This is a genomic window from Planomonospora algeriensis, from assembly GCF_977012225.1.
In genome coordinates this window covers 1-7,331 of sequence record NZ_CDRNDK010000332.1, presented here as the reverse complement: position 1 = coordinate 7,331, position 7,331 = coordinate 1, and the positions used below count along the sequence as shown (strand labels likewise).

Sequence of the window (7,331 nt, the reverse complement as noted above, 5' to 3'; positions counted from 1 at the left end):
CAGGTCTGCCCCTGCTTGGGGAAGAACAGCACCGTCTCCGGATACTTGTGCTGCATCCCGGGCACCGGCTCGGTCCCGACTCGCGGGACGTTGAGGTCGAGCTGCCCGGCCGGATGCGGGTTGAGCCGCGCCCGCACCTCGTTCGCCGCCGCCTGGAGCCGCGCGTTCGGGGCGCCCTCGCGCAGCAGGCCGGCCAGCCGGGTGACGTCGGCGGCGGGCAGCATGTCGGGCTGGGGGAAGACCAGCCGGTAGATCGGGTCCTCGGGCACGGCCGACCAGTCGATCAGCTCCTCCACCACGTAGGCGTTGGTGCGGAAGGGCAGCACGGTCGCCACCGCCCGGATCCGGAGCCGCTCCTCCTCACCGAGACCGGCCCGCCGCAGCAGGTCGTCGAGATGCTTCGCCGTGTAGGCGCGGAACCCCCGGGTGGACGTCTCTTTCAAGATCACTAAGTGTTTCCTCTCGTTTTTTAATCTTCCTCACGTAAACCTCTTCGGACATTCGCGCGTCTAGCACGCTTACATACCGGACGCCCCTACGTCCGGGATCGGTTCCATCCGATACCGAACTCACAGGCACGCCTCTCGCGATATATCTTGAGATCGCCTAGACTCGTCCCCATGACCGCTCTCGATCCCGTGCTACGCGCCTCCGACGCGGACCGCGATCGCGTGGCCGCCCTGCTCGGTGAGGCGCTCGCCACCGGCCGCCTCACCAGCGTCGAACACGCCGACCGCCTGGAAGCCGCCTACACCGCGGTGACCGTGGGCGAACTCGCCCCCCTCACCCGCGACCTGCCCGACGTCGCCGCACCCGCCGCCGCCCTCACCACCGAGCGCCAGGAGGTCGCCGCCGTCTTCAGCAAGGTCGTCCGCGGCGGCCGCTGGGTGGCCTCCCGGCACACCGCGCTCCGCGCCGTCTTCGGCGCGCTGATCGTCGACCTGTCCGACGCGGTGCTCCCCGGCCGGGAGATCACCCTGGCCGTCGACTCCTACTGCGCCAAGCTGATCGTCCGGGTCCCGCCCGCGCCCACGTCATCGACGAGGTCGGCGCCCTGTTCGCCAAACGGCACGTCTCCGGTGGCGCGGGCGACGGCGACGGCCCGGTCATCCGGGTCACCGGCCGGGTGACCTTCGGCAAGGTCGTCGTCTCCCGGGAGAGAACCGACTGGAACATCCCGAGCGCTCCCTGATCGCCCCCGCCTGCGTGACGCCCACCGGCGACGCCTACGATGCGGGAATCCCACCCCGCACGAGGTGACCGCCGCCCGACACCGCGGCGCCTACGACGCGGGGACCCCATCCCGTACGAGGTGACCGCTTGCCTGACACCGCCGACGTCTCCGGCGCTCCCATCGCGCTGGACGCGATGGGCGGCGACCACGCCCCCGGCGAGATCGTCGCCGGAGCCGTGCGGGCCGTCCGGGAGCACGGGATCCCCGTCGTCCTCGTCGGCGCCCCCCGCCCGATCCACGAGGCGCTGGCCCGGCACGGCGCGACCACCGAGATCCCGATCGTCCGCGCCGAAGAGACGCTGGCGATGGACGAGGGCGCCCTCGCCAGCCTGCGCCGCCCGCGCTCCAGCATCGCCGTCGCCTGCCACCTCGTACGGCGCGGCGACGCGTGCGCCGTCGTCTCGGCCGGCTCCACCGCCGGTGTCGTGGCCACCGGAAAGCTCCGGCTCAAGGGACAGCCCGGCGTGCTCCGGCCCGCGATCGCGGTGGCCCTGCCCACCCGGCCGCGCCCCTCCATCCTCCTGGACGCCGGAGCGAACGCCGAGGTCAAGCCCGAGATGCTGGTCCAGTTCGCGCACCTCGGCGCCGCCTACGCCGAGACCGCGCTCGGCACCACCGGACCCCGCATCGGCCTGCTGACCATCGGCAGCGAACCCGGGAAGGGCAACAAGCTCGTCAAACGGGCGCACGAACTGCTCTCGGCCGCCCCCGGCCTCGACTTCGCCGGCAACGTCGAGGGCCACGACCTGCTCACCGGGACCGTGGACGTCATCGTCACCGACGGCTTCACCGGCAACGTGGCGCTCAAGACCATGGAGGGCAGCGTCCGCTACGCCTTCACCGAGCTGCGCGAGACCATCCAGGAGAGCCGCACCGCCCGGCTGGGCGGGCTGCTGCAGCGCAAGCGCATCCTCGAGCTCCGCCGCCGGCTGGACCCGGAGGCGTACGGTGGCGCCGTACTGCTCGGGCTGAACGGCACCGTGGTCATCGCGCACGGGGCCTCCCAGGCACCGGGGGTGAGCGCCGCCTGCGAACTGGCCGCCGCGCTGGCCCACCGCGGCGTGGTGACCCGCATCGGCGAGCGCCTCGGCCACGCCCACCGGCCGCACCGCCTCTGGTGACCGCGTGGGCCGCACCGGACGGCTCCCTCTCCGGCTCCGGAACCGCGGGAAGACGGGCGGCCATGACGACCCATGATCAAGTATGCGCGTAATGTCCCGGAGTCACGGCGGCACTACCGATATCCTTGGCACATGACCGACCCGCAGCTCGTCCTCACCGAGCGCGTCCAGCAGGCGCTGCCGCCGCCTTCGGTGCCGAGTACTCCGACGCAGACCCGCTGATCCGCCCCTCGCAGTTCGCCGACTACCAGGCGAACGTCGCGATGAGCCTGAGCAAGCGCCTGCGACGTGCCCCGCGGGAGGTCGCCCAGGAGATCGCCGACCGGCTCACCGCGGACCCCGCGTTCCCCGGCACCGTCGAGGTCAGCGGCCCCGGCTTCCTCAACATCGCGCTCGACGACTCCTGGATCGCCGGCCAGGCGGCCGAGATCCTCGCCGACCCGCGCACCGGCGTCGTCGCGGCCTCCGCGCCGCAGACCGTCGTGATCGACTACTCCGCGCCCAACGCGGCCAAGGAGATGCACGTCGGCCACCTGCGCACGACCATCGTCGGCGACGCCCTGGTCCGCGTGCACGAGCACCTGGGCAACAAGGTCATCCGGCAGAACCACCTGGGCGACTGGGGCACCCCGTTCGGCATGCTCATCGAGCACCTGCTGGACATCGGCGAGGAGGCCGCCGTCGCCCAGCTCGAAGCCGGCGAGGGCAACGAGTACTACCAGGCCGCCCGCGTGAAGTTCGACTCCGATCCGGAGTTCAACAAGCGCGCCCGCGCCCGCGTCGTGACCCTCCAGGGCAAGGACCCGGAGACCATGCGCCTGTGGCACCTGTTCATGGACGCCACGGTCCGCTACTTCAACAAGGTCTACAACCGGCTCGGCGTCACCCTGACCGACGAGGACATCGCCGGCGAGAGCATGTACAACGACATGCTCCCCCAGGTCTGCGACGAGCTGCAGGACCGCGGCATCGCCGTCGTCAGCGACGGCGCGCTCTGCGTCTTCCCGCCGGGCTACACGGGCCGGGAGGGCCAGCCGCTGCCGTTCATGATCCGCAAGAGCGACGGCGGGTACGGCTACGCCACCACCGACCTGGCCACGATCCGCTACCGCGTCCAGGACCTCAAGGCCGACCGCATCCTCTACGTGATCGGCGCGACGCAGGCCCTGCACATGTCGATGCTGTTCGACTCGGCCCGGATCGCGGGCTGGCTGCCCGACCACGTCCGCGCCGAACACGTCCAGATCGGCAGCGTGCTCGGCAGCGACGGAAAGATGTTCAAGACCCGGAGCGGAAAGTCGATCAAGCTGCTGGAGCTGCTCGACGAGGCCGACGTCCGCGCCTCCGCCGTGATCGCGGACCGCGACTACGACGACGCCGCCCGCGCCGAGATCGCGCACGCGGTCGGCATGGGCGCGGTCAAGTACGCCGACCTCTCGGTCAGCCACGACAGCGAGTACGTCTTCGACTTCGACCGCATGCTCGCCCTCACCGGCAACACCGGCCCCTACCTGCAGTACGCCACGGCCCGCATCCGCTCCATCTTCCGCAAGGGCGGCGTCACCCCGGCGGAGGTCACCGGAGCGATCGTCCTCGGCCACCCGGCCGAGCGCGCCCTGGCCCTGCGACTGCTGGGGTTCGGCGCGGCCGTCGAGGAGATGGCGGAGGGCTCCGCCCCGCACAAGGTCGCCACCTTCCTCTTCGAGACCGCCAGCGCGTTCACCGCGTTCTACGAGAACTGCCCGGTCCTGAAGGAGGGCGTCGACGAGGCCACCCGCGCCTCGCGCCTCGCACTGTGCGCCCTCACCCTGCGCGTGCTGGAGACCGGTCTGGACCTCCTCGGCGTCCCGGTGCCCGAGCGCATGTGACCCCGCCCGCCGGGCGATCACCCGGATTCGTCAAATCCAGGTGATCGTCCGGCAAAGACCGGTACGGCGCGCCTCCCAACGGTGATCTCCGCAGCGGACTACGCTGGCGCGGTCAACGGTCACGACTTCGAAAGAGTTCCCCGCCCTTGAGCACGGACCTGACCGCGACCCCCCACGCCGGGGCGGAGTTGCACCGCTACGCCGACGCACTCCTGGCGAGCCTCTCCACCGACGCCCTCCCGGTGCCACCGCCACGGGAACTCACGGACGCGCCCGGCCACTGGCTGCTCCCGGCCGTCGAGGCCCTGGCCGCCCTCCTCCGAGGCGACGACGCGCTGGGCCCCCTCGGCCGCGCCGCCCAATGCGACGAGCGCAGGACCGCGCTCTTCCTCTGCCTCTCCCTCGCCGCCGCCGGCCAGGGAGACCGCATCCACGCCTCCTGGTTCGGCACCGCCTTCGGCGACCTCTCCGTGGACCGGCCCGTCACCCTGGGCCAGCGGGCCCTCTGGCTCACCGCCGCCCGCGGTGCGTACGGCCCCGCAGGGAAGATCTTCGTGCTGCGCAAGCTCGACGCGTTCTCCCTCTCCGCCGACACCGACCCCGCCCGCTGGCTCCGTGCCCTGGCCCCCGACGAACCCTCGATCGTGGTCCCCCCGTCCCTGGCCGACTTCCCGGAGATCGCCCAGCTTTCCGACCTGGCCCGGCCCGTGCACGCCGCCATCCAGCTGGCCCGGCTGCGCGGTCGCTGCGTCGAGATCACCTCTGTCCGTGAGGACCGCGGTGACGGCGCCGGCGGTACGCCCCGCCCCCGCCTTCCCAGCGCCGCAGGAGCCGACGACGAACCGATGGCGGTGCTGCGCCGCCTGATCGTCTCCGACGAGACCGCCGGCCCGGCACGGGCCCTGACCGACTACCTCCTGGCGGACCTGCGCCCCGGATCCGACCCCCGGCTCGCGGCCATCGCGCTGCACGTGGCCGCGCCGATCGTGCGGAGCGCCGCCGAGGAGCTCGTCCAGGCCACCCAGGTCGCCCCTCCCTCGGAGGTCACCGTCTCCCTGCTCGGCCATGACGTGGTCCTCCACCCGGAGGGCCCCGATTCCACCTCGCTCGCCACCGCCGAGAAGCACCTGGCGGCCTCGAGTGTCCCCGCCCGGGGGCTCCCCTGGCCCGCCTACGCGCTGTTCGCCCTCGGCGCGGTGCTCATGGCCGCGGCCTTCCTCGTTCCGGTGCCGCTCCCGGCGGGGGCACTCGCGCTCCTGCTCTCGGCGGGGGGCGCCTACCTGCTCTGGCAGCGACGCGCCCGCGAGCAGGAGGACGCCGACTACGTCGCGGCCCAGCTCGCGGAGTTACGCGAACTCGCCGACGGAGCCGTGTGGGCCCTGCACGAGTACGCCCGGGAGGCGGAGAAGCGCGCGCAGACCGCCACCTCGGACCTGGCCGAGCTGACCCGCCTGCTGCGTCGCGGTCCCCGCGCCGGCTGACCGGGACGCGCGGTCGGGCAGGAGACCGGAGACGTGAGACCGCGGTGGGAGCAGGGCGGGGACTCGCCGCCCCCAGGGGACGGCGATGATCTCACGTCGCCGGATCAACCGCTGGTGATCTCCATGTCGGCCGGAGCCAGCAGGAAGACCTTCTCCGCGATCCGCTCGATGCGGCCCTCGCAACCGTAGGCCAGTCCGGCCGCGAAGTCGACCATCCGCGTCGCCTCCGCGGCGGTCATCTCGTTGACATCCATGATCACGGCCTGCCGCTCGCGGAAGTGCCTTCCGATGATGGGGGCATCGTTGTACTTTCGCGGCGTCAACATCACGATCCTCGAAGGCTCGCTCACCGCACGCCAGCGCTTGGCCGCGCGCTCGGAAGCGGGCCGCCAGTTCTCGTCCTCGGCCTCGATCTCTTCCTCGTACTCGTAGTCGTAGGACTCGTCATAATGCTCTACCCCGCCCAGGCCAAGGTATGTCGCCACCTTGCGCACTGCCCCCATTGGCACTTCCTTTCCGCAGGACTCCGCCTCGTCCGGCGTGTGTCCCTACACCTTTGACGCTAGCCGACGCCCAGAAGTTCGCCACGCGACACGCCCAGCATGTAATTCCAATTCGTACGGTCAACGTCAAGGCCTGCCTGCCCCCCAGGCCCGCCCTCAATCCCCCGTCGATGACCCCCCTAGTATCTCGTCATGCGCATCTACACTGTCGACTCTTTTACCGGCCGGATTTTTCGTGGCAACCCGGCGGGTGTCTGCCTGCTCGACGATGCGATGCCCGATGCGTGGATGCAGTCCGTCGCCGCCGAGATGAGGCACTCCGAGACGGCCTTCGTACTGGCCGGAGAGGACGACGGCCCGTATTCCCTGCGCTGGTTCACCCCGGCGGCCGAGGTCGCCCTCTGCGGGCATGCCACGCTCGCCACCGCACACGTGCTCTACTCCGACGGAACCGCCCCGGAGACCCTCGAATTCTCGACGAAGAGCGGGATCCTCTCCGTGACGCGCGACGAGGACGGTCTGCTCACCATGGACTTCCCGGCGAAGACCATAGTGGAGACGACCCCTCCGCGGGGCCTCGTCGAGGCGCTCGGCGTCACGCCGGTACGGATCGGCAGGAACGAGTGGGACTACCTCGTCGAGGTCGAGGACGAGGCGGCCGTGCGCTCCGCCTCACCGGACTTCACCGCGCTGGAGTCCGTGGAGGCCCGTGGCGTCATCGTCACCGCCGAATCCTCGGGGAAGCATGCGGACTACGTGTCCCGCTTCTTCGCACCCAGGGTCGGCGTCCCGGAGGACCCGGTGACCGGCTCGGCGCACTGTGCGCTCGCGCCCTACTGGTCGGCCAGGCTCGGCGGAGACGCTCTCGTCGGCCGGCAGCTCTCCGAGCGGGGCGGCGAGATCCGCACGGTCGTACGCGGTGACCGGGTCGAGCTGTCAGGTCGCGCGGTGACCGTGCTCTCCGGGGAACTCCACGCCTGAGACAGCCGGAACAGCGGAAAAGGGGGGCCCGACAGGACGGCGCTCCCCCGGGGCACTCCGGATGCGATCCCGGAAAGGATCCGATCCTGGAAAACAGGAAAGGGCCGCCCCGAAGGGCGGCCCTCACCAAAAAGATTGTCCGG

5 protein-coding genes and 2 pseudogenes are annotated in these 7,331 nt (G+C 71.3%); 5 read left to right on the top strand and 2 right to left on the bottom strand.

The genetic code is table 11. From position 1 onward, the window contains the following. A pseudogene (locus ACWJ6R_RS26475) lies at nucleotides 1-449 on the bottom strand (lysine 2,3-aminomutase); the annotation flags it as partial. Nucleotides 450-620: 171 nt separating this feature from the next. Here ACWJ6R_RS26475 and ACWJ6R_RS26470 point away from each other — a divergent pair. From ACWJ6R_RS26470 to ACWJ6R_RS26455, 4 genes and pseudogenes are all read left to right on the top strand, one after another. Further along, nucleotides 621-1,130: a DUF1707 SHOCT-like domain-containing protein gene (locus ACWJ6R_RS26470; RefSeq protein ID WP_449064831.1), complete on the top strand. Its 510-nt coding sequence runs from the start codon at nucleotides 621-623 to the stop codon at nucleotides 1,128-1,130. A gap of 238 nt (nucleotides 1,131-1,368) precedes the next feature. Next, a complete protein-coding gene (plsX, locus tag ACWJ6R_RS26465; RefSeq protein WP_449064832.1) occupies nucleotides 1,369-2,355 on the top strand; it encodes a phosphate acyltransferase PlsX in 987 nt (328 codons plus the stop codon). A gap of 132 nt (nucleotides 2,356-2,487) precedes the next feature. Continuing rightward, nucleotides 2,488-4,223: pseudogene (gene argS, locus ACWJ6R_RS26460) on the top strand (arginine--tRNA ligase). Nucleotides 4,224-4,369: 146 nt separating this feature from the next. Further along, on the top strand, nucleotides 4,370-5,704 hold the full coding sequence (locus tag ACWJ6R_RS26455) for a hypothetical protein (protein ID WP_449064830.1): 1,335 nt from the start codon (nucleotides 4,370-4,372) through the stop codon (nucleotides 5,702-5,704). Between the two features lie 104 nt (nucleotides 5,705-5,808). On the opposite strand, the gene ACWJ6R_RS26450 is transcribed toward ACWJ6R_RS26455, so the two are convergent. After that, entirely contained in the window at nucleotides 5,809-6,189 is a 381-nt protein-coding gene (locus tag ACWJ6R_RS26450) for a cell division protein SepF (RefSeq protein ID WP_449064829.1), read from the bottom strand. A 210-nt stretch (nucleotides 6,190-6,399) separates the two neighbouring features. Between ACWJ6R_RS26450 and ACWJ6R_RS26445 the strand changes: the two genes are divergently transcribed. Then, nucleotides 6,400-7,188, top strand: a complete 789-nt coding sequence (locus ACWJ6R_RS26445) for a PhzF family phenazine biosynthesis protein (protein ID WP_449064828.1) — start codon at nucleotides 6,400-6,402, stop codon at nucleotides 7,186-7,188. Nucleotides 7,189-7,331: the final 143 nt, after the last annotated feature.

Coding starts and splice junctions, on each gene's coding strand:
- ACWJ6R_RS26470 (WP_449064831.1), top strand. CDS start 621: ATGACCGCTCTCGATCCCGTGCTACGCGCCTCCGACGCGGACCGCGAT.
- plsX (WP_449064832.1), top strand. CDS start 1,369: ATGGGCGGCGACCACGCCCCCGGCGAGATCGTCGCCGGAGCCGTGCGG.
- ACWJ6R_RS26445 (WP_449064828.1), top strand. CDS start 6,400: ATGCGCATCTACACTGTCGACTCTTTTACCGGCCGGATTTTTCGTGGC.